Here is a 19,325-nt window from a genome sequence, read left to right as displayed (position 1 = left end):
GGAGGTCACTGTGACACATGGCAGCAAGAATGAAAGAACGTTACAACGCTGAAATCGCGCCTGCGCTGGTGCAGAAGTTCAGCTACAAATCGGTCATGCAAGTACCGAAGATCGAGAAGATCGTCATCAACATGGGTGTCGGCGAAGCGGTCTCGAACTCCAAGGTTCTGGACGCAGCGGTCGAAGATCTGCAAAAGATCGCCGGTCAAAAGCCGGTCATCACCCGTGCGAAGAAGTCCATCGCAGGCTTCCGCCTCCGCGAGAACGCGCCGATCGGCGTGAAGGTCACGCTGCGCGGCGACCGCATGTACTACTTCCTCGACAAGCTGTTCAATATCTCGCTCCCTCGCGTTCGTGACTTCCGCGGCATCTCGAGCAAATCGTTCGACGGTCGCGGCAACTACACGCTCGGCTTGAAGGAACAACTGATCTTCCCCGAGATCGAGTACGACAAGATCGACAAGGTCCGCGGGATGGATATCGTCATCGTCACGACGGCCAATACGGACGAAGAAGCGCGCGAACTGCTGTCCCAACTGGGCGCACCATTCGTGAAGTAACTCCGCCGAAGCCTGGCCTAACCGGCCAAGGTACCCTACGGGAGGTGTGAAAGCAAAGTGGCAAAAACGTCGATGAAAATCAAGCAGCAACGTCCGCCGAAGTTCCAAGTTCGGGCTTACACGCGGTGCGAGCGCTGCGGACGTCCGCACTCCGTGCTGCAAAAGTTTAAAATTTGCCGGATTTGTTTCCGCGAATTGGCATACAAAGGCCAGATTCCTGGCGTTAAAAAAGCGAGCTGGTAATCAGCCTAGTTCGGGAAGGAGGTTTACCCATGGTTATGTCTGATCCCATTGCAGATATGCTGACGCGCATTCGCAACGCGAATCTCGTCCGCCACGAATCGGTGGAGCTGCCTGCGTCTACGGTCAAGAAGCAAATTGCTGAGATCCTGAAGCGCGAAGGCTTTATCCGCGACGCCGAATACGTCGAAGACAACAAGCAAGGTTTGATCCGCATCTTCTTGAAGTACGGACCGAACAACGAGCGCGTCATCACGGGCCTCAAGCGCATCAGTAAGCCCGGCCTGCGCGTATACACGAAGTCGAATGAAGTACCTCGCGTACTCGGCGGCCTCGGCATCGCGATCATCTCGACGTCCAAAGGCGTCGTCACCGACAAGGAAGCCCGTCAAGGGAAAGCCGGCGGCGAAGTTCTTTGCTACGTGTGGTAATTTAAAGCGACAAGTTAGGAGGTGTACCTATGTCCCGTATCGGACGCAAACCCATCCAGGTGCCAAACGGCGTGAACGTGAACCTGGACAACAACGTCATCACGGTTAAGGGCCCGAAGGGCACGCTGAGCCGCGAACTGCATAAAGACATGAAGCTGGTCGTCGAGGAAGGCGTCATCAACGTCGAGCGCCCAACCGACAACAAAGAACACCGCGCCCTGCACGGCACGACGCGCTCCGTCGTCGCCAACATGGTCAGCGGCGTTACCGAAGGCTTCGCCAAAAACCTGGAGCTTGTAGGCGTCGGTTACCGTGCCAGCAAGCAAGGCGAGAAGCTCGTGCTGAACGTCGGCAAATCGCATCCGGTCGAGTTCGTCGCCGCTAACGGCATCGAATTCGAAGTGCCTGCTCAGAACCGCATTACGGTTCGCGGCATCGACAAGGAAGCGGTCGGTTCGATCGCAGCCAAGATCCGTGAAGTCCGTCCGCCGGAGCCGTACAAGGGCAAAGGCATCAAGTACGAAGGCGAACGCATCATCCGCAAGGAAGGCAAAGCCGGCAAGAAAAAGTAATGCACGGCGGCTTCATGCCGCTTGAGATACGGTACACGGCCGGCACACGGCGATCCGTTGCCTGACCGGCTCGTTATAGCGAAGTGAGAAGGGAGTGAACCCCGGAATGATTACCAAAGGCGACAAGAACAAGGCCCGTCTGAAGCGTCACCTGCGCGTGCGCAAGAAGATCAGCGGCACGAACGAGCGTCCGCGTCTCTCCGTCTTCCGTTCTTCGAAGCATATTTATGCGCAGCTGATCGATGACGTCAAGGGCGTAACCCTGGCAGCGGCATCCACGCTCGACAAGGAAATCGGCGAAATCGGCAACGGCGGCAGCGTAGAAGCTGCAGCGAAGGTCGGCAAGCTGGTGGCAGAGCGCGCCAAGGCGAAAGGATACGAAAGCATCGTATTCGACCGCGGCGGATACCTGTACCACGGACGCATCCAAGCACTGGCAGACGCGGCTCGCGAAGCTGGTCTTCAGTTCTAATATTACGCAAACAAGGAGGTTAACGACTTGCGTGTAGATCCTAACACCCTGGAACTCACCGAAAAAATGGTCCAGATCAACCGCGTTTCCAAAGTCGTCAAGGGCGGCCGTCGCTTCAGCTTCAGCGCACTTGTCGTCGTAGGAGACGGCAAAGGTTGGGTTGGCGCAGGCATCGGCAAAGCCGGCGAAGTGCCGGACGCCATCCGCAAAGGCGTCGATGATGCCAAGAAAAATCTGATTTTCATTCCGCTTGTCGGCAAGACGATTCCGCACGCTGTTACGGGTCACTTCGGCGCCGGCAAAGTGCTGCTGAAGCCGGCATCCGAAGGTACGGGCGTCATCGCGGGCGGTCCTGTCCGTGCGGTCCTCGAACTGGCCGGCGTCGGCGATATTTTGACGAAATCGCTGGGTTCCTCCAACTCGATGAACATGATCAATGCGACGTTGGAAGGTTTGTCCCGCCTGAAGCGCGCCGAAGACGTAGCCAAGCTCCGCGGCAAAACCGTGGAAGAGCTGTTGGGTTAAGGAGGGGTTAAAATGGCGAAATTGCAGATCACCCTCAAGCGCAGCCTCATCGGCCGTCCTGAGAACCAACGCCAAACCGTCAAGTCGCTGGGCCTCGGCAAAGTGAACTCGACGGTCGTCAAAGAAGACAACGCGGCGATTCGCGGCATGGTTAACACCGTTAGCCATCTGATCTCCGTCGAAGAAGTATAAGAAGATATAGCCAAAAGCAAGGCAAATCAATCAAGGAGGTGCGACGAACGATGAAATTGCATGAACTTTCTCCTGCAACTGGATCCAAGTTCAGCCGCAAACGCGTCGGTCGCGGCATCGGTAGCGGCATGGGCAAGACGTCCACGCGCGGCCATAAGGGCCAAAACGCCCGTTCCGGCGGCGGCGTACGCCCCGGCTTCGAAGGCGGCCAAAACCCGTTGTACCGCAGACTCCCGAAGCGCGGTTTCAACAATGACCGGTTTGCTACGGAATACGCGATTGTTAACCTGGATCAACTGAGCGGATTCGCAGCCGGCACTGAAGTAACGCCGGAACTGCTGCTCTCCGAAGGGATTGTAAAGAACCCGAAGGACGGCATCAAGATTCTGGGCAACGGCGAGCTGACTGCAGCTCTCTCCGTCAAGGCCCACAAGTTCTCCAAATCCGCTGCTGAAAAAATCCAGGCCGCCGGCGGTAACTCCGAGGTGATCTAATGTTCGCTACCGTGAGCAACATCTGGAAGGTTGAGGACCTTCGTAGAAGGATCCTCTTCACGCTTTTCGTCCTGCTCGTCTATCGCGTCGGCTCGTTCATTCCGGTGCCGAACATCGACAAGGACGTTCTGACCATGGCGAACGAGCAGGGCAACGAATTGTTCGGCCTGCTCAACACGTTCTCCGGTGGCGCTCTGTTCCACTTCTCGATCTTCGCGCTCGGGATCATGCCGTATATCACGGCATCGATCATCGTGCAGCTTCTGTCCATGGACGTCATCCCGAAGTTGGCGGAATGGGCGAAGGAAGGCGAGATCGGCAAGCGCAAATCGGCTCAGCTGACCCGTTATCTGACGATCGTGCTCGGTTTGATCCAGGCGTTCGCAACTTCGATCGGCTTCAACCGCATCTACAGCGCGAAGATGGTCATCGACCCGTCGGCAGCGACCTATATCATGATCGCGATCGTGCTTACAGCCGGTACGGCCTTCCTGATGTGGCTCGGCGAGCAGATCAACGAGAAGGGCATCGGCAACGGCATCTCGATTCTGATGTTCGCGGCGATCGTCTCCCGGATCCCGACCTACATCCAAGAGATCTATCAGGACCAGTTCGTGAACGGCGACCAGATCTTCTGGGCCGTCCTGAAGATGGTCATCATCCTGATCGTGATCTTGCTGATCATCGTCGGCGTTATCTTCGTCCAGCAGGGCGTACGCAAGATCCCGGTCCAATACGCCAAGCGCGTAGTCGGACAGAAGATGTACGGCGGTCAATCGACGCACATCCCGCTCAAGGTTAACGGCGCGGGCGTCATCCCGGTCATCTTCGCTTCGTCGCTCCTGATGTTCCCGATCACGATCGCCCAATTCGCGGCCGGTCATGCTTGGGCCAACTGGATCATCAGAAACCTGTATTACGACAAGCCGCTCGGTATGGTATTCTATATCCTGCTGATTGTCGGATTCACATTCTTCTACACGTTCGTTCAGTTCAACCCGCAACAACTGGCTGACAACATGAAGAAGAACGGCGGCTACATCCCAGGCATTCGTCCTGGCAAGCCGACGGCAGGCTATCTGATGAGAGTCATCACCCGCATCACCCTGGCAGGCGCGCTGTTCCTGGCTGTCATCTCGATTCTGCCGGTCATTTTCGGCTCCGCCTTCGGTCTGCCGAAGTCGGTTCAACTGGGCGGCACATCGCTCCTCATCGTCATCGGCGTCGCGCTGGAGACGATGAAGCAAGTCGAGAGCAACCTGATCAAGCGTCACTACAAGGGGTTCATCAATAAGTAAGCTGCTTCAAAATGAGGGACATTCAGGAGGTACGGCAATGAACATCCTGTTTATGGGTCCTCCTGGGGCCGGCAAAGGCACGCAGGCGGAGCGCATCGTCGATTCGTTCGGCGTGCCGCATATCTCGACCGGCGACGCATTCCGTCTGGCGATGAAGGAAGGCACCGCGCTTGGCGTCGAAGCCAAGAAATACGTGGACCAAGGCCTCCTCGTCCCCGACGAAGTGACCAACGGCATCGTCAAGGACCGGCTGTCTCTGGCCGACTGCGACAAGGGGTTCCTGCTCGACGGATTCCCCCGCACGCTGGCACAGGCCGAAGCGCTTGACGAGATCCTCGCCGGACTCGGCAAGAAGATCGATCACGTCGTCAACCTGAAGGTGGACCGCGATCGTCTGCTCGCCCGCCTGACGGGTCGGCGGATCTGCCGGACTTGCGGCGCTACGTATCACGTTCTGTTCAATCCGCCGAAGGTAGAAGGCGTATGCGACAAGGATGGCGGAGAGCTGTACCAGCGCTCCGACGATACGGAGGAGAAGGTCGGCACCCGGCTGGATGAATATACGAGCAAGACGGCTCCGCTGCTTGCCTACTACGAAGGCCAAGGGCTGCTCCGAGAAGTGGACGGGGAGAAGGACATCGACGCGGTTACGGCCGATATATCCTCCCTCCTCAGAGGGTAACCGGCCATGATCGTGTGCAAGTCCGAATCGGAACTGAACTTGATGAGGCAAGCCGGGCGGATCGTCGCCGAGACGCATCGCCTGATGAAGCAGGCTGTGCAGCCCGGCGTGACGACCGCGGAGCTTGACCGGATCGCCGACGCGTACATCCGAAGCCAGGACGCGGTTCCTTCTTTCAAAGGCTATAACGGTTTTCCATCCAGCATATGCGCATCGGTCAATGAAGAGCTGGTGCACGGCTTCCCCGGTCCCCGGGTGCTTCAAGAGGGCGATATCATCAGCATCGACATCGGCGCGCAGTACAAAGGCTACCACGGCGATTCCGCGTGGACCTACGGCGTCGGCGCCATCTCGGCGGACGCGCAGCGTCTGCTGGAGGTAACCGAAGCTTCGCTGTACGCGGGCCTTGCGCTTGTGAAGCCGGATGTCAGGCTGTTCACGGTGTCACACGGCATCCAGAAGGTGATCGAAGAGGCGGGCATGTCGGTCGTGCGGGAATACGTCGGTCACGGCGTCGGACGCGAGCTCCACGAGGAGCCGCAGATCCCCAACTACGGCGTGCCTGACAGAGGGCCGCGGCTCAAGCCGGGCATGGTGCTCGCCATCGAGCCGATGGTGAATCTGGGCTCGCGCTACGTGCGCACCCTCTCGGACAACTGGACGGTCGTGACGGTGGACGGCTCGCTGTGCGCGCACTTTGAGCATACCATCGCCGTAACCGAGGACGGGTACGAGATACTGACCCGTACGGAAGACTAGGCGGCGGCTATGACGGAGACGTCAAGGCTGTCGCCCGGGGAAGTCGTGAGGAGCCGCCGCGGCAAAGACGAAGGTCAGCTGACGGTGGTCATCGCTCTCGCGGACGAACGATTCGCGATCGTAGCCGATGGCGCGGGGCGCCGGTTCGACCGGCCCAAGCGCAAAAACGTGCTGCATCTCGAACCGGTCGGGTTCGTAAGCGACGAAGTCGCAAGCAGCATTCGGGACACCGGACGCGTGACCAACGGCAAGCTGAGGCATGCCGTCGTCACTGCCTTGAGGCGGCTCGAAGCGCATGCTGAAGAGAAAGGAGAATGACGGTGGCCAAAGAGGACGTAATCGAAGTGGAAGGCGTGGTCGTCGAACCGCTGCCGAACGCGATGTTCAGGGTGAAGCTCGAGAACGGCCATGAGATTCTGGCTCACGTCTCCGGCAAGCTCCGGATGCACTTCATCCGGATTCTGACGGGAGACAAGGTCGTGATCCAGCTCTCGCCGTATGATCTGACGCGAGGCCGCATCACATACCGCAAATAGTTCTTCCGGTCTACCGAACCACACGTGACGGCAGTACGACGCGCAACCGCGTGTCAGCGCCGCCGCACACTTTAGGAGGCTATTACCATGAAGGTGAGACCATCGGTCAAACCCATCTGCGAAAAATGCAAAGTTATTCGCCGCAAGGGTAACGTAATGGTTATCTGCGAAAATCCGAAGCACAAACAAAAACAAGGCTAAGAGGAGGTGCTCCTAACATATGGCACGTATTAGTGGTGTTGACCTCCCGCGCGACAAGCGCGTGGAAATCGCCCTGACGTACATCTTCGGGATCGGCAAGACGACGTCCCAGAAGCTTCTTGCTACGGCAGAAATCAACCCCGACACTCGCGTCCGCGATCTGACCGAAGACGAGCTCGCTCGTCTGCGCGATGCAATCGACAAGACGCAAAAGGTCGAGGGCGACCTGCGCCGCGAGATCGCGCTGAACATCAAGCGTCTGATCGAAATCGGCTGCTACCGCGGTGTCCGTCACCGTCGCGGCCTGCCTGTCCGCGGCCAACGTACGAAAACGAACGCCCGCACGCGCAAAGGTCCGCGTCGTACGGTAGCGAACAAGAAGAAGTAAGAAGGGAGGATAAATCAGCATGGCACAAAAAGGCAAGAAGGTTGTCCGCACGAAACGCCGCGATCGGAAAAATATCGAGTCTGGCGTCGCGCACGTCCGCTCGACGTTCAACAACACGATCGTCACGATCACGGATCCGCACGGCAACGCGATCTCCTGGGCCAGCTCCGGCAACATGGGCTTCAAGGGTTCGCGCAAGAGCACGCCGTTCGCTGCGCAGATGGCAGCCGAGACTGCTGCTCGCGCCGCGATGGAACACGGCATGCGCGCCGTCGAAGTCATGGTCAAGGGACCTGGCGCCGGCCGCGAAGCCGCGATCCGTTCCCTGCAAGCTGCAGGTCTTGAAGTCAGCATGATCAAAGACGTAACGCCGATCCCTCACAACGGCTGCCGTCCTCCGAAGCGTCGCCGCGTATAATATGCGCCACTATGTGGTATCAAACAAAAACAACTTGTGAATAATGGTTGTAATGGTTAGGCATACTACATGGTTTGCCCAATTCGGTTATACTGGTTGAAGGACTGCAACGTCATCCCGGTTGACCGGAAGGGGCGAACAAACGGCAACGTCAGCAACGCAGCGACGTTTTGAAGGAGGGTTTGGTTGTGATTGTGATCGAGAAGCCAAAGATCGAATCGGTGGAAATTCAAGAAGACAAGAGGTACGGACGCTTCGTCGTAGAACCGCTCGAACGCGGCTATGGCATGACGCTCGGCAACTCCCTTCGCCGGATTCTGCTGTCGTCTCTGCCAGGCGCCGCCGTCATCTCGGTTCAGATCGATGGAGTGCTTCATGAGTTCTCCACCATTCCCGGCGTGATTGAGGACGTCACCGAGATCATCCTCAATCTCAAGCGCCTCTCCCTGAAGATTCATTCCGACGAGGAGAAGGTGCTGGAGATCGACGCTGAAGGCGAGGGCATCATCACGGCCGGAGATATTCGGGCAGACAGCGACGTGGAGATCCTGAATCCGGATCTGCATATCGCTACGCTGGCTTCCGGTGCGCGCCTGCATATGCGCATCTTCGCCAGACAGGGACGCGGCTACGTCCCGGCGGATCGCAACAAGAAGGAAGATCAGCCGATCGGGGTCATTCCGATCGATTCGATCTATACGCCGATTACCCGCGTCAACTACAAGGTCGAGAATACCCGCGTCGGTCAAGTTACCAACTACGACAAGCTCACGCTTGAAGTATGGACCGACGGCAGCATCCGGCCCGAAGAAGCGGTTAGTCTGGGCGCCAAGATCCTGACGGATCACTTGTCGCTGTTCGTCGGCCTTACGGACGAAGCCAAGGACACCGAGACGATGAAGGAGAAGGAAGAGGACAAGAAGGAGAAAGTGCTCGAGATGACCATCGAAGAGCTCGATCTCTCCGTTCGCTCTTACAACTGCCTGAAGCGCGCCGGTATCAATACGGTTCAAGAGCTGATCACCAAGACCGAAGAAGACATGATGAAGGTCCGCAACCTGGGCCGCAAGTCTTTGGAGGAAGTGCAGGAGAAGCTCGAAGAGCTGGGTCTCGGTCTTCGCTTCGAAGAGTAGGAGACCAGTCAAGACCGCATCAAGCGACAAGGAGGGAATAACAGATGGCTTACCAGAAACTGAGTCGCGACTCGAGCGCGCGGAAGGCTCTCTTCCGTGACTTGGTCACCGACCTGTTCCTCTACGAACGTATCCAAACGACGGAAGCGAAGGCGAAGGAAATTCGCTCGATCGCCGAGAAGCTGATCACGCTCGCCAAGCGCGGCGATCTGCATGCGCGTCGCCAAGTGGCGGCATTCGTGCGTCGCGAGACGCTGAACGGCGAACAGGACGCGATCCAAAAGCTGTTCTCCGATCTCGCACCGCGTTATGCGGAGCGCGCAGGCGGCTACACGCGCATTCTGAAGCTCGGTCCTCGCCGGGGCGATTCGGCTCCAATGGTGTACCTCGAGCTCGTAGACCGCGCTTAAGTCCCGCGGAAACAAGCGCGAACGGCTTCGCCGTCCTATGGAGGGCGAGGCGCCGGTTCGCGTAGAATTCCAAGCTTCTATATGGTCCTCGGCATATAATGCTTAGAATTCAAAAAAGGATGGACCGAAAGCACCCATTTCGGCACATCCTTTTTTTGTGCCACAAGGAGGAATGGCGCTTGCGCAACATCGCGCTGCTCGTCAGCTACGACGGCTCCGGATATTATGGCTTCCAGAGCCAGCCGGGCGGCAATACCGTTCAGGACAAGCTTGAGGAAGCGATATTTATGCTCTCCGGCGAGCGCGTCAAGCTGACGGGCTCCGGGCGTACCGATGCGGGCGTTCATGCGCTCGGGCAGGTCGCCAACTTTTATACGTCTTCCAGCATCCCGGCCGAGCGCTGGGCGATCGCGCTTAACTCGCGGCTGCCCGGCGACATCGTCGTGCATGCGGCGCTCGAAGTGGCCGAGGCGTTTCACGCCCGGCGCTGCGCCGTCCGCAAAACCTACCGCTACGCCATCAATTCGTTCCGTTTCCCGGATGTGTTCGCCAGGCAGCGTGTATTCCACCATCCGGCGCCGCTCAACTTCGCAGCGATGCGGGAGGGGCTGACGCATCTGCTCGGCGAGCACGACTTCACTTCCTTCACCTCGCCGCTGTCGACGAAGCCGCATCATGTGAGGACATTGTATGAGGCGTCTCTGACGGTGGACACGGGGAAGACAGGGAGCGAGGCGTCAGGACGCGGCATCGCCCATCTCACGGTGACCGGCAACGGATTTTTGTACAATATGGTACGGATCATCGCAGGCACCATTCTGCAGGTCGGCGAAGGCAAGCGGCCACCTTCGGCGATCGCCGATATATTGGCTGCCCGGAGCCGTGCGAGGAGCGGTCCTACGGCTGTGCCTTACGGTCTGACGATGTGCAGCGTCGCTTATGATCCGGCCTGGGGATTGGACTGGACGCCGCCATACGATTAATGCGATAAATGACCCAATTCGCTATTGCGGCGCCCGGCGATATCATGTACAATAGTCATTGTGTGTTCTTCATGGCTTCCCACGGCCCCGATGAAGAATACCGCAGCGGCCCGTTGCGCGCCGCGCCGGCTCTTTCCCGAAGATGGAGATCGGCGAAGCGGACGACTGATAGGACAGACATAGTACCGACTATACGTTAACGATGAGGCCTATAGGCCGATCACGGATAAGAGCAGGATTGAAGGAGGAAGTAACATGCGCACAACGTACATGGCGAAGACGAACGAAGTTGAACGCAAGTGGCATGTCATCGACGCTGAAGGCAAGACGCTTGGCCGTCTCGCAACTGAAGCAGCATCGCTGATCCGCGGCAAGCACAAGCCGGAGTTCACGCCGCATGTCGACACTGGCGACTTCGTCATCGTCATCAACGCGGAGAAGATCGTCCTCACGGGCAAGAAGCTCCAACAAAAGAAATACTACACGCACTCGCACTACCCGGGCGGCCTGAAGACGACGACGGCTGGCGAGATGATCGCCAAGAAGCCGGCTCGCATCATCGAGCTCGCAGTCTACGGCATGCTGCCGAAGAACAAGCTCGGTCACCAGCTTCAGACGAAGCTGAAAGTATACGCAGGCGCCGAGCACCCACACCAAGCACAACAACCTGAAGTTTACGAACTTCGCGGTTAATCGAGAGGGAGGACCTACCAATGGCTCAAGTGCAATATATCGGAACTGGCCGACGCAAGCATTCGGTAGCGCGCGTACGTCTCGTGCCCGGCGAAGGCCGCATCGTGATCAACAAGCGCGACATTAACGAATACTTCGGTCTGGAGACGCTCAAGCTGATCGTCAAGCAACCGCTGAACCTGACCGAGACCGCTGGCAAGTACGACATCATCGTACTGGCTAACGGCGGCGGTATCGCCGGCCAAGCCGGCGCGATTCGTCATGGCATTTCCCGCGCTCTTCTGAAGGCCGATCCCGAGCTTCGCGGCTCGCTCAAGAAGGCCGGTTTCCTGACGCGCGATCCGCGTATGAAGGAACGTAAGAAGTACGGACTCAAGGCTGCACGCCGTGCGCCTCAGTTCTCCAAGCGTTAATTTGTCATCAAGATCCTCTCTTTCCGCAATTGCGGGAGGAGAGGATTTTTTGATTGAATATTCCGATCAGAAAACGTATAATTCTTATATAAATGGTCTGAATTAAGCAGCCTACTTGTCCACAGGGGGTTATGAAAATGAATTTGTTGGAAAAAGAAGCGCTCATCCGCGAAAAGGCAGAGGAATTCGAGCACGCTTCTCCCGAAACGGTTATTCGCTGGGCGGTTGAAACATTTCCGAACATTACGTTCGCTTGCAGCTTCGGCGCAGAGGACGTCGTTCTCGTAGATATGCTTCAGAAGATCAGCCCGAAGACGGACATTTTTTACCTGGATACCGATTTTCATTTCAAGGAGACGTACGAGACCCGCGACAAGCTCGCGGCTTATTATAACCTGGAGTTCGTCCGTGTCAGCCCGGTCATCACGCCTGAAGAGCAGGCGGCGCAGCACGGCCCCGAGCTGTGGAAATCCGACGCCAACGCATGCTGCAACATCCGCAAGGTCGAGCCGCTCACGCGTATATTGGGCCAGTATGAGGCTTGGATCACCGGCATTCGCCGCGACCAGGCGCCTACGCGCGCCAACGCCAAGAAGGTCGAATACGATACGAAGTTCGGTCTCGTGAAGTTTAACCCGATCGCCTCATGGACGAATGACGACGTGTGGAATTATATCCGCTCCAACAACATTATTTACAACGCGCTTCATGACAATTACTACCCGAGCATCGGATGCGAATACTGCACCCGTCAGGTGATGCCGGGCGAGGATCCGCGCGCAGGACGCTGGGCAGGGCAGGAGAAGACCGAGTGCGGTCTGCATAAATAAACGACCTTTCGAGAGGAGCAGCTACATTTAATGAGTACGATTCAGCCGCATGGCGGCACTTTGATTAACCGTGTGCTTGAGGGGGCCGCCAGGGACGAACTGCTGGCTCAGGCAGGCAGCTTCAAGTCGATTCCCGTTAATGCATGGACGATCTCCGATCTTGATCTTATCGGCGTCGGCGCCTTCAGCCCGCTGACAGGCTTTATGAACGAGCAGGACTACAAGAGCGTCGTCGAGAGCATGCGCCTCACGAGCGGTCTCGTCTGGAGTATTCCGATCACGCTGACGGTCAGCGAGGAGCAGGCGGGCAATCTCGCCGTAGGCGACCGTGCCGCGCTCGTAGGCGAGCAGGACGGCGTCGTATACGGCGTCATCGACATCGATAGTATTTACACGCCGGACAAGAAGCATGAGGCCGTCCAGGTGTTCAAGACCGACGATCTGGAGCACCCGGGCGTCGTCAAGCTGCTTGAGCGTCCGAACGTATACGTAGGCGGTCCGATTCAAGTGCTGAACCGTCCGCAGCCGGAGAAGTTCGGCGAGTATTATTTCGATCCGGCGGAGACGCGCCGCATTTTCGCGGAGAAGGGCTGGCGCTCCGTCGTCGGCTTCCAGACGCGCAATCCGGTCCACCGCGCGCATGAGTACATCCAGAAGTGCGCGATGGAGATTGTAGACGCGCTCTTCCTGAACCCGCTTGTCGGCGAGACCAAGTCCGACGACGTGCCTGCGAACGTACGTATGCGCTCCTATGTCGCCCTGCTTGAGAATTATTATCCGCAGGACCGCGTATTCCTCGGCGTATTCCCGGCAGCGATGCGTTACGCGGGGCCGCGCGAGGCGATCTTCCACGCGATGGTCCGCAAGAACTATGGCTGCACCCACTTCATCGTGGGCCGCGACCACGCCGGCGTAGGCGACTATTACGGCACCTACGAGGCGCAGGACCTGCTCAAGACGTTCTCGGCTGACGAGCTTGGCATCACGCCGCTGTACTTCGAGCACAGCTTCTTCTGCAAGAAATGCGGCAACATGGCATCGAGCAAGACTTGCCCGCACGACAAGGAAGAGCATCTGACGCTCTCGGGTACGAAGGTCCGCGCGCTGCTGCGCGACGGCATCTGCCCGCCGCCCGAGTTCTCCCGTCCGGAGGTCGCCCAGATTCTGATCGAGGGCATGTCTCAATCGGCCGAACCGGCCGCGCGTTAACAACGATCATAATTAACCACCCTGTCCCATAAGATGTATCGTACATCATATGGACAGGGTGGTTTTTATTATGCGGAATTGGCTGCGGCACACATATTCGCGAGGCATGCGTCCGGGGAGGATGGTCGTCTGGATTACGCGCAGGGGGGCCGCCCGCATCGGGGCAGCCGCCGGCCTGATGCTGCTGGCTGCCCTGCTGATCTGGACGGAGATTCCCGCCCTGGAGACGGGGGGCGGGCATTATCTGAACACGCCGCTGACCGGCAAGTTCATCGTATTGGACGCGGGCCACGGCGGCGTGGACGGCGGCGCCGTCAGCCGGGACGGCGTGATCGAGAAGGACATCAACATGGCCCTCGTCCTGCAGCTGCGCGATTATCTGCAGCAGGCCGGCGCGGTCGTATATCTGACGCGCGAGGGCGATCACGATCTGGCGGGCTCCGACATCAAGGGCTATGCCAAGCGCAAGACGCAGGATCTGCTGCGGCGGGCTGAGGTCATCGCGCAGAAAAAGCCGGATCTCGTGCTGACCGTACATATGAACAGTGTTCCTTCGGCAAAATGGTCGGGCGCGCAGACGTTCTACTATCCCACGAACAAAGAGGGAGGGCGTCTGGCCGCACTCGTACAGTCCGAGATCCGCGACTCCGTCGGCCATACGAACCGCGTAGCGCTGTCCAAGGACAACGTGTACCTGCTCAAGACGCTGACGATGCCGACGGCGCTCGTCGAAGTCGGTTTCCTGTCGAACCCGGACGAGGCGAGGCTGCTGGCCGGAACGGGCTATCAGAACAAAGTGGCGGCGGCGTTGTACAGAGGCATACTCCGATATGCTGAAGGAGAGGGCAAAACCGCGCTTCCCAAGACCGCGGGATAGGACAGGCGCCCTCGCCAGGGTCCGGAGGCTTCGAGGCCAGGCACATTGGGCCCGGCCGGTTGTGCTATAATAAACAATCATGGAAACGTACAGCGAGTGGAGGTTGAAGGTCGCATGGCCACGAGAGAGGATGTAATCGAGGCGCTCCGAGCGGTCGCAGAGCCGACGCTGAAGCAGCCTTTAGCCCAATTGGGATTATTGCGGGATATCGTCGTCCGCGAGAGCGGCGTATCGCTGACCGTCGTGCTTCACCCGGACAGCATGCCGGAGTCGGTACGGCTGGAGTCGGAGATCACGGCGGCATTGGGCGCCCTGCAGGCCGGCAAGCCGCATATCAGAGTGCGCGCGATGACAGAGCATGAGCAGCAACAGGCCAAGGCCTCGGGCGAGACCGGACAAGCCGGCACTGCGGCCGAACCTAAAAAAGGCGCCGTCCCCGTCAAAGGGCACAGCGCGGGACTAGAGCAGAATCCGCTGCTGCGGCCCGACAGCGAAGTCGTCTCGATCGCAATCGCGAGCGGCAAGGGCGGCGTCGGCAAGTCCACCGTCACCGTCAATCTGGCCGTTGCGCTGGCGCGGCGCGGCAAGCGCGTCGGATTGATCGACGGCGACATCTATGGCTTCAGCGTCCCGGATATGATGGGGATCGAGGAGCGGCCGGAGCAGGTCGGAGACAAGATCAAGCCGATCGAGCGCTTCGGTGTCCAAGTTATCTCGATGGGCTTCTTCGTCGAGGACAACAGCCCGATCGTCTGGCGCGGTCCGATGCTCGGCCGGATGCTCCGCAATTTTTTTGCGGATATCGACTGGGGCGAGCTCGATTATCTGCTGCTGGACCTGCCCCCGGGCACCGGCGACATCGCGCTCGACGTTCACCAGATGCTGCCCCGCAGCAAGGAGATCATCGTTACTACGCCGCATGCGACGGCCGCGTTCGTCGCAGCGCGCGCAGGCGCGATGGCAATCAAGACGAACCATGAGATCCTCGGCGTGGTCGAGAATATGGCCTGGTATGAGAAAAACGGGGAACGCGACTATGTGTTCGGCAGAGGCGGGGGCGGCATGCTGGCAGATACGCTGCACACGTCCTTGCTGGCGCAGTTGCCGCTCGGCGCACCGGACAACCATCCGTCGGAGCCCGACTTTTCACCGTCCGTCTACAAGGCAGACCACCCGACCGGCCTGGAATATCTGGCGTTGGCGGACGAGGTCATCGCCCGCTGCGGCAAATAACGCCAACAAAAACCGCCGGAGCGCATTTTGCGCACCGGCGGTCTTTTTAATTCATGCCATAACTGTGCTACTGTCCGCCGTTGCCGTTGGATTGCCCGCCTTCGCCGCCTTCGCCGCCGCCCTCGCCCCCGCCGGATGAGCCTTCCTTGGATTGTTCACCCTTCGGCGTGAGCTCCTCTTTGACGACATCCTGCAAAATTTTCATCAGTTCAAGCTTGAATACCGGATTTTGTATCGCTTCGCTCACTGCGCTCATCATTTGCTTGCGGTATTCGGCCGTTTTGGTCGTCTCGAACAGCACGGTTTTCATATCGCCCGTCTTGAACACATTGACGAGTTCCTGCTGGTAAGTCGGATCCTTGAGCAGCTCCTTATGAATTTGCTTGTTGTCCTTGCTGACAGCCTTGGCGAATTCGCCCGCGAACTTGGTGTCTGTCATAATCTCGCGCAGCACCTTGGAGTAGTTAGCCGATGTCAACACGTCTTTGACTGCGGTTCGAATCTGCTCCTGATCGGACGGAGTCAACGATTGCATATGCAGCGAACTGGTGCCATACTTCTCGGTTGATGCCTTGTTCAGCGCCTCTTGGGCTTCTTGGGAGCCCAGAATGTCTATAACCATCGACTTGACATCTTTATAACTCATCTGCTCGCTGCCCGCGCTGGATTCGGGACCGCAGGAGGAGAGCAGCATGACGGCCGATAGGGCGAGGCCGGTCCACCACACGCGAAGCCGCATATCGCGATCATCACCCTTTCCGGGAATTTGATCGTAGTATGCGACTTCGGCGGGCCGATTATAAGGTAAGGATTCATGGCTTTTTGGGACGAACATGGTAAAATGTCTTTGTACTGATGGGGGAGGAATACAATTGAATTTGCGTAAATGGATGACCTTGTTCGGCACGACGATTCTGATCGGCGGCGGCGCTGCGCTGATCACCGGCGTCATTATGATGGTATGCGACCCGAACTTCCAGATCGGCGGCGCGCGCGGATGGACGTTTAATCTGATTATGATGGCGCTGGCCGGACTTTCCTTCGGCGCATTCGCGCATATGGGCTTTTTTGCCTATCTGATGCTTAACTACATTGCCCGCAGCATTATCAAGCGGCCTTACTTGTGGGTGGCGCTTCAAGGCTTCGTCGCGCTTTTTGTGCTGGCCGAGATCGTTTATTGGACACATGACAGCGCGTTTCCGCCGAACGCCTATTGGATCGTGCCGCTGCTGCTCCTGCTTGGTTCGCTGCTCGTCGCTTGGCGCAAGGTCCATGAGACGACATCCGGCGCCTGGATCCCGACCTTGTTTTACATGATTGCGGTGACGACGATCGAAGGTCTGCCCGGCTTCAGATCGGGCGGCTTGTGGACACAGCTGACCTTCACGCTCGTACCGATCTTCGTATGCAATGCCTACCAGATTCTTCGGCTGCATCATATATTGAGCGTGCCCCGCCCGGCCGCCGGCATGAAGACCGAAGCGGGTGCGCGCTGACCGCGGAGCCGCTAAGCAACTTGATTCCAGGTTTGCTTGTCTTCGACGGTCTTGCCTTTTGTCTCCGTCTGACTCATCAGTTGGGAGACGGTGACGAATTCGTAGCCCTGGGCGCGCAGCTGGTCGATGATCTGCGGCAGCGCGTCATGCGTCTGCTGGCATGAATCGCTCGCATGGAGGAGAATGATGTCGCCCGGGTGAGCTTTTGTGACGACGCGCTGTACGATATTGCCGACGCCGGGATTTTTCCAGTCGAGCGAGTCCGTATCCCATTGAATGACCTTATAGTTCAGATCTTCCGCGATACGCAGGACGCGCTTGTCGAAGTCGCCGTTCGGCATGCGGATCAGATTAGGAATCTTGCCCGTCTGATCAGAGAGCATGCTGTGCGCCGTCTGAATCTGCTTGCGGATCTCGTCGTCTGAGAGCTGGCTGTAATTGACATGCTTGTGACCATGGCTGCCGATCTCGTACCCGCCGTCCACAATTTTCTGGACGATCTCGGGATGCGTCTTGCTCCACGGAGAAGACAGGAAAAACGTGACATTCGTTACGTTTTTCTGTTTCAGTATATCCAATATCGGCTCCGCTCTTTTTTCTCCCCAGCTGATATCGAACGTTAGCGCGACGACTTTGCGATCGGTAGGCACGCTGTACACGGCTGCGGGCGGGTGGGGGGCGAAGACGCTGATGTTTTTCCTCTCAGTCCAGACGACGCCTACGGACAGAAGCAGGGCCAACGTGAGAAAAAAATACCGCTTGATGCGGCGGCCGCTCCATACGAAAAAATAGTTCATGATTGCAGATCCCCTCTCGATTAGAAAGTTTGAATGAAGCTTGGACGCTACAGCTTGTTCTAATTGCAATGTATGCTTGACCCAAGGCAAGATATGCGCGCGATGGGAGAGATGAATATGATCCTAAAAACGCTTGTGCAAGCCTGGCGCGATGTGCGGCCTTATTTTTGGGCGGCTGTCGTTATATTTATAGCGGGATTGTTCGTTGGAGGGATGGCGCACGGCGATATCGGGTGGCTCGACAAACAGCTTGAGAGCTTGAGCGCTCTGGCGCAGCGAGCCGACGATTCGGCTCATCCGAGCAGGACGATGTTCGTCTTGATTCTGTTGAATAATTTGCAGGCGACGGCGCTCGCCATGTACCTCGGTATCGCGGTATGCATCATGCCTCTATTTACGCTCGCTTTGAACGGGCTGATCATGGGATATTTGTTCGGCAATCTGGCCGGACAGGGTGAAGACATCTGGTCGATGATCGTCAGAGGGATATTGCCGCACGGCATTCTGGAGCTGCCTGCAGTTTTCCTGGCGGCGGCATACGGCATTCTGCTGGGGGCTAGAGTACTGCAAGGCTTGGGGCGGTCAATGACCGGCAAGCCGCAACCGTGGGCGGAGTTCGTGCGGGTTCTGCGCGGCTCGGTCGTCATCTACGCTGTCGTAGCGCTTCTACTGCTTGCTGCGGCGGCGATCGAGAGCACAATTACGCTGTATCTCGTAAGATCATAATTTTTTTGAGGAGCCCCCTGTCATAAATCCGCCGGAATTGGTGCATAACAGTAAAACGCTAAAAGGCGGATGGACGCCTGCGATGCTGGGATTGTACAGGGGGCCTGCGGTACGTATGCTGGGGATGATGTTCACGGACAAGGAATGCAGAGAGTTGGATTACATGCTCCGCAAAGAGCTTGACGAGATGCTGCTCGACCTCGGCGATCGGAGGATGGAAGGACCGGTCAAGGAAGCTATCTTCAAACGCTACAAGACCATCTTCAGAATGTATGCAAGAATAGCGGCTCCCAAGGAGCTGTCCAGGTACGCCTCCGGTCTGCGGAATCAGCGCTACAAATAATGCGAAGAGCAAACAGGCTTCGATAAAAAGTTGCAATAAAAGGGTTGACGACCCATCGAGGAATATGTTAAATTATCAATCGCCCCTCCTGAAGGGGAACGGACAAGCTGTTGCAAGTTGACGATGTGGAGAAATTACATATCTTACAAGTTGCAATGCATATGCCCGCTGTGATATATTATAAAAGTCGCCGTTACGAGGAAATATTACGTACGGATGGCAAAGATTGCTCCTTGAAAACTGAACATCGAGCGTTAAAACAAACGGACGCTGAAGCCTTTCGGGGCGGAAGCAAAAGTTATACCAGCATTATCATGAGCAAGTCGAACTACCCTGGTGCGTTTGACTGTCGTCGTTTCTAACGAAACGTCTTTCGTCAAAAGCACTTTTATGGAGAGTTTGATCCTGGCTCAG

At 57.6% G+C, this 19,325-nt stretch carries 30 protein-coding genes; 28 read left to right on the top strand and 2 right to left on the bottom strand.

All coding sequences use genetic code 11. The features are described from left to right. The first annotated feature begins 17 nt into the window (after positions 1–17). The 25 genes from rplE to VQ071_RS26995 all read left to right on the top strand — a co-directional run bounded on the left by rplE (position 18) and on the right by VQ071_RS26995 (position 15,549). Positions 18–560, top strand: coding sequence for a 50S ribosomal protein L5 (rplE, locus tag VQ071_RS27115; RefSeq protein WP_340517713.1), 543 nt, complete (start codon positions 18–20; stop codon positions 558–560). 57 nt (positions 561–617) lie between these two features. Further along, complete coding sequence (locus VQ071_RS27110) at positions 618–803, top strand: type Z 30S ribosomal protein S14 (protein WP_090117903.1); 186 nt, start codon at positions 618–620, stop codon at positions 801–803. A gap of 29 nt (positions 804–832) precedes the next feature. Beyond that, positions 833–1,231, top strand: coding sequence for a 30S ribosomal protein S8 (gene rpsH / locus VQ071_RS27105; RefSeq protein ID WP_340517712.1), 399 nt, complete (start codon positions 833–835; stop codon positions 1,229–1,231). A gap of 29 nt (positions 1,232–1,260) precedes the next feature. Next, positions 1,261–1,803: a 50S ribosomal protein L6 gene (rplF, locus tag VQ071_RS27100; RefSeq protein ID WP_340517711.1), complete on the top strand. Its 543-nt coding sequence runs from the start codon at positions 1,261–1,263 to the stop codon at positions 1,801–1,803. 106 nt (positions 1,804–1,909) lie between these two features. Further along, complete coding sequence (gene rplR / locus VQ071_RS27095; protein ID WP_340517709.1) at positions 1,910–2,275, top strand: 50S ribosomal protein L18; 366 nt, start codon at positions 1,910–1,912, stop codon at positions 2,273–2,275. 27 nt (positions 2,276–2,302) lie between these two features. After that, the gene (rpsE, locus tag VQ071_RS27090) at positions 2,303–2,800 is read left to right on the top strand and encodes a 30S ribosomal protein S5 (RefSeq protein ID WP_340517707.1); all 498 of its coding nucleotides are present in this window, start codon (positions 2,303–2,305) and stop codon (positions 2,798–2,800) included. 12 nt (positions 2,801–2,812) lie between these two features. Further along, complete coding sequence (gene rpmD, locus VQ071_RS27085) at positions 2,813–2,992, top strand: 50S ribosomal protein L30 (RefSeq protein ID WP_217597974.1); 180 nt, start codon at positions 2,813–2,815, stop codon at positions 2,990–2,992. 50 nt (positions 2,993–3,042) lie between these two features. Beyond that, positions 3,043–3,486, top strand: a complete 444-nt coding sequence (rplO, locus tag VQ071_RS27080) for a 50S ribosomal protein L15 (protein WP_340517705.1) — start codon at positions 3,043–3,045, stop codon at positions 3,484–3,486. Further along, positions 3,486–4,784, top strand: a complete 1,299-nt coding sequence (gene secY / locus VQ071_RS27075; RefSeq protein WP_340517703.1) for a preprotein translocase subunit SecY — start codon at positions 3,486–3,488, stop codon at positions 4,782–4,784. The genes rplO and secY overlap by 1 nt, the downstream gene beginning before the upstream one ends. Before the next feature lie 37 nt (positions 4,785–4,821). Then, a complete protein-coding gene (locus tag VQ071_RS27070; RefSeq protein ID WP_340517701.1) occupies positions 4,822–5,466 on the top strand; it encodes an adenylate kinase in 645 nt (214 codons plus the stop codon). 6 nt (positions 5,467–5,472) lie between these two features. Then, a complete protein-coding gene (gene map, locus VQ071_RS27065) occupies positions 5,473–6,225 on the top strand; it encodes a type I methionyl aminopeptidase (RefSeq protein WP_340517699.1) in 753 nt (250 codons plus the stop codon). A 9-nt stretch (positions 6,226–6,234) separates the two neighbouring features. Further along, complete coding sequence (locus VQ071_RS27060) at positions 6,235–6,543, top strand: KOW domain-containing RNA-binding protein (protein WP_340517697.1); 309 nt, start codon at positions 6,235–6,237, stop codon at positions 6,541–6,543. Positions 6,544–6,545: 2 nt separating this feature from the next. Then, on the top strand, positions 6,546–6,761 hold the full coding sequence (infA, locus tag VQ071_RS27055) for a translation initiation factor IF-1 (protein WP_090117962.1): 216 nt from the start codon (positions 6,546–6,548) through the stop codon (positions 6,759–6,761). 87 nt (positions 6,762–6,848) lie between these two features. After that, positions 6,849–6,962 carry a 50S ribosomal protein L36 gene (rpmJ, locus tag VQ071_RS27050; RefSeq protein ID WP_003333770.1) on the top strand — a complete coding sequence of 38 codons (114 nt, stop codon included), beginning with the start codon at positions 6,849–6,851 and terminating at the stop codon, positions 6,960–6,962. Positions 6,963–6,981: 19 nt separating this feature from the next. Continuing rightward, positions 6,982–7,350, top strand: a complete 369-nt coding sequence (gene rpsM, locus VQ071_RS27045; protein ID WP_090117892.1) for a 30S ribosomal protein S13 — start codon at positions 6,982–6,984, stop codon at positions 7,348–7,350. Between the two features lie 19 nt (positions 7,351–7,369). Next, complete coding sequence (rpsK, locus tag VQ071_RS27040; RefSeq protein ID WP_090117891.1) at positions 7,370–7,768, top strand: 30S ribosomal protein S11; 399 nt, start codon at positions 7,370–7,372, stop codon at positions 7,766–7,768. A gap of 188 nt (positions 7,769–7,956) precedes the next feature. Beyond that, complete coding sequence (locus VQ071_RS27035; protein WP_271754068.1) at positions 7,957–8,901, top strand: DNA-directed RNA polymerase subunit alpha; 945 nt, start codon at positions 7,957–7,959, stop codon at positions 8,899–8,901. Between the two features lie 44 nt (positions 8,902–8,945). Next, the gene (gene rplQ, locus VQ071_RS27030) at positions 8,946–9,311 is read left to right on the top strand and encodes a 50S ribosomal protein L17 (RefSeq protein WP_340517691.1); all 366 of its coding nucleotides are present in this window, start codon (positions 8,946–8,948) and stop codon (positions 9,309–9,311) included. A gap of 179 nt (positions 9,312–9,490) precedes the next feature. Then, the gene (gene truA / locus VQ071_RS27025; RefSeq protein ID WP_340517689.1) at positions 9,491–10,294 is read left to right on the top strand and encodes a tRNA pseudouridine(38-40) synthase TruA; all 804 of its coding nucleotides are present in this window, start codon (positions 9,491–9,493) and stop codon (positions 10,292–10,294) included. Between the two features lie 255 nt (positions 10,295–10,549). Further along, on the top strand, positions 10,550–10,987 hold the full coding sequence (gene rplM, locus VQ071_RS27020; protein WP_340517687.1) for a 50S ribosomal protein L13: 438 nt from the start codon (positions 10,550–10,552) through the stop codon (positions 10,985–10,987). Positions 10,988–11,007: 20 nt separating this feature from the next. Then, on the top strand, positions 11,008–11,400 hold the full coding sequence (gene rpsI / locus VQ071_RS27015; RefSeq protein WP_217597898.1) for a 30S ribosomal protein S9: 393 nt from the start codon (positions 11,008–11,010) through the stop codon (positions 11,398–11,400). A 137-nt stretch (positions 11,401–11,537) separates the two neighbouring features. After that, on the top strand, positions 11,538–12,230 hold the full coding sequence (locus VQ071_RS27010; RefSeq protein WP_340517683.1) for a phosphoadenylyl-sulfate reductase: 693 nt from the start codon (positions 11,538–11,540) through the stop codon (positions 12,228–12,230). 30 nt (positions 12,231–12,260) lie between these two features. Then, positions 12,261–13,439, top strand: coding sequence for a sulfate adenylyltransferase (gene sat / locus VQ071_RS27005; RefSeq protein WP_340517681.1), 1,179 nt, complete (start codon positions 12,261–12,263; stop codon positions 13,437–13,439). 121 nt (positions 13,440–13,560) lie between these two features. Next, complete coding sequence (cwlD, locus tag VQ071_RS27000) at positions 13,561–14,316, top strand: N-acetylmuramoyl-L-alanine amidase CwlD (RefSeq protein ID WP_340517678.1); 756 nt, start codon at positions 13,561–13,563, stop codon at positions 14,314–14,316. A gap of 114 nt (positions 14,317–14,430) precedes the next feature. Continuing rightward, positions 14,431–15,549 carry a P-loop NTPase gene (locus VQ071_RS26995; RefSeq protein ID WP_340517676.1) on the top strand — a complete coding sequence of 373 codons (1,119 nt, stop codon included), beginning with the start codon at positions 14,431–14,433 and terminating at the stop codon, positions 15,547–15,549. Between the two features lie 67 nt (positions 15,550–15,616). On the opposite strand, the gene gerD is transcribed toward VQ071_RS26995, so the two are convergent. Continuing rightward, positions 15,617–16,288, bottom strand: a complete 672-nt coding sequence (gerD, locus tag VQ071_RS26990; protein ID WP_340517674.1) for a spore germination lipoprotein GerD — start codon at positions 16,286–16,288, stop codon at positions 15,617–15,619. Between the two features lie 133 nt (positions 16,289–16,421). Here gerD and VQ071_RS26985 point away from each other — a divergent pair, with 133 nt between their 5' ends. Continuing rightward, on the top strand, positions 16,422–17,045 hold the full coding sequence (locus tag VQ071_RS26985) for a KinB-signaling pathway activation protein (protein WP_340517672.1): 624 nt from the start codon (positions 16,422–16,424) through the stop codon (positions 17,043–17,045). Positions 17,046–17,056: 11 nt separating this feature from the next. Here the strand turns inward: VQ071_RS26985 and pdaB are convergent, their stop codons facing one another. After that, positions 17,057–17,842, bottom strand: coding sequence for a polysaccharide deacetylase family sporulation protein PdaB (pdaB, locus tag VQ071_RS26980; protein ID WP_340517670.1), 786 nt, complete (start codon positions 17,840–17,842; stop codon positions 17,057–17,059). 117 nt (positions 17,843–17,959) lie between these two features. Here pdaB and VQ071_RS26975 point away from each other — a divergent pair, with 117 nt between their 5' ends. Further along, positions 17,960–18,568: a stage II sporulation protein M gene (locus VQ071_RS26975; RefSeq protein ID WP_340517668.1), complete on the top strand. Its 609-nt coding sequence runs from the start codon at positions 17,960–17,962 to the stop codon at positions 18,566–18,568. Between the two features lie 115 nt (positions 18,569–18,683). Next, positions 18,684–18,911, top strand: a complete 228-nt coding sequence (locus tag VQ071_RS26970; protein WP_340517666.1) for a hypothetical protein — start codon at positions 18,684–18,686, stop codon at positions 18,909–18,911. Positions 18,912–19,325: the final 414 nt, after the last annotated feature.

Source organism: Cohnella sp. 56 (assembly GCF_037963805.1).
Classification (GTDB): domain Bacteria; phylum Bacillota; class Bacilli; order Paenibacillales; family Paenibacillaceae; genus Cohnella.
The sequence above is the reverse complement of the archived record's forward strand: the minus strand, read 5'-3'. Positions and strand labels throughout refer to the sequence as shown.